Origin of the sequence: Pedobacter quisquiliarum, from assembly GCF_014642175.1 — a bacterium.
Taxonomy (GTDB): domain Bacteria; phylum Bacteroidota; class Bacteroidia; order Sphingobacteriales; family Sphingobacteriaceae; genus Pedobacter; species Pedobacter quisquiliarum.
This window is the reverse complement of the sequence record NZ_BMIL01000020.1, coordinates 1-1,783: the sequence shown is the minus strand read 5'-3', so window position 1 is coordinate 1,783 and position 1,783 is coordinate 1. Positions and strand designations below refer to the sequence as shown.

Below are 1,783 nucleotides of genomic sequence, written 5' to 3'. Positions count from 1 at the left end.
CGCTTCATAGTCTCCCACCTATCCTACACATCCTGTATCCAATGTCAATGTTAAATTGTAGTGAAGGTGCATGGGGTCTTTCCGTCCCGTTGCGGGTACCCGGCGTCTTCACCGGGACCACAATTTCACCGAGCTCATGGCTGAGACAGCGCCCAGATCGTTACACCATTCGTGCAGGTCGGAACTTACCCGACAAGGAATTTCGCTACCTTAGGACCGTTATAGTTACGGCCGCCGTTTACTGGGGCTTCGATTCAATGCTTCGCCTTGCGACTAACATCCCCTCTTAACCTTCCAGCACCGGGCAGGTGTCAGGCCTTATACTTCATCTTTCGATTTTGCAAAGCCATGTGTTTTTGTTAAACAGTCGCCTGGGCCTTTTCACTGCGGCTGATATTGCTACCAGCGCCCCTTCTCCCGAAGTTACAGGGCCATTTTGCCGAGTTCCTTAGCCATGATTCACTCGAGCACCTTAGAATTCTCTTCCCGGATACCTGTGTCGGTTTGCGGTACGGGTTTTTATAACCTGAAGCTTAGCGGTTTTTCTTGGAAGTCTGATTACCTGCACTATCCACTTACCCGAAGGCTCGCGGTACTATCAGCGTTCAGCAAGACTGGCGGATTTGCCTACCGGTCCTATACCTACAGCCTTTAACGATCTATTCCGTCAGATCGCGGCAGTGTCACTACTCCGTCCCCACATCGCAGTTATAAAAAGTACTGGAATATTAACCAGTTGTCCATCGAATATCCCCTTCGGGTTCTCCTTAGGTCCCGACTAACCCTGATCCGATTAGCGTTGATCAGGAAACCTTATCCTTTCGGTGGGCAGGTTTCTCGCCTGCCTTATCGTTACTTATGCCTACATTTGCTTTTCCAGAAGCTCCACCACAACTTACGTCATAACTTCGCTGCCGCTGGAATGCTCCCCTACCGTAATATAAATATTACCCATAGCTTCGGTGTACTACTTAATGCCCGTTTATTATCCATGCACGATCGCTCGACTAGTGAGCTGTTACGCACTCTTTAAATGAATGGCTGCTTCCAAGCCAACATCCTAGCTGTCTATGCAATCGCACCTCGTTAGTTCAACTTAGTAGTAACTTGGGGACCTTAGCTGATGGTCTGGGTTCTTTCCCTCTCGGCCCGTGACCTTAGCACCCCGGGCCTCACTGCTGCGTATATTATATAGCATTCGGAGTTTGTCTGGATTTGGTAGGATTTGACTCCCCCGCACCCAATCAGTAGCTCTACCTCTATATAACTCAAACCACAACGCTGTTCCTAAAAACATTTCGGGGAGTACGAGCTATTTCCCAGTTTGATTAGCCTTTCACCCCTACCCACAGATCATCCGGAAACTTTTCAACGTTTATCGGTTCGGTCCTCCAGTACGTGTTACCGCACCTTCAACCTGTCCATGGGTAGATCACAAGGTTTCGCGTCTACCTCCCCTGACTATACGCCCTATTCAGACTCGCTTTCGCTTCGGATCCGTGTCTTAAACACTTAACCTTGCCAGAGAAGAGTAACTCGTAGGCTCATTATGCAAAAGGCACGCCGTCACGCCACCTGGACGCTCCGACCGCTTGTAAGCACACAGTTTCAGGTTCTATTTCACTCCCCTGTTCGGGGTTCTTTTCACCTTTCCCTCACGGTACTGGTTCACTATCGGTCTCTCAGGAGTATTTAGCCTTACCGGATGGTGCCGGCAGATTCCCACAAGGCGTCTCCGACCTCGCGGTACTCAGGATCCTACTAGGCTGATGTTACTTACGTG

Annotated in this window: 1 rRNA gene; it reads right to left on the bottom strand. The window is 49.8% G+C overall.

Going from position 1 to position 1,783, the window contains the following annotated elements:
- A 23S ribosomal RNA gene (locus IEW69_RS16790) occupies positions 1 to 1,783 on the bottom strand; the annotation flags it as partial.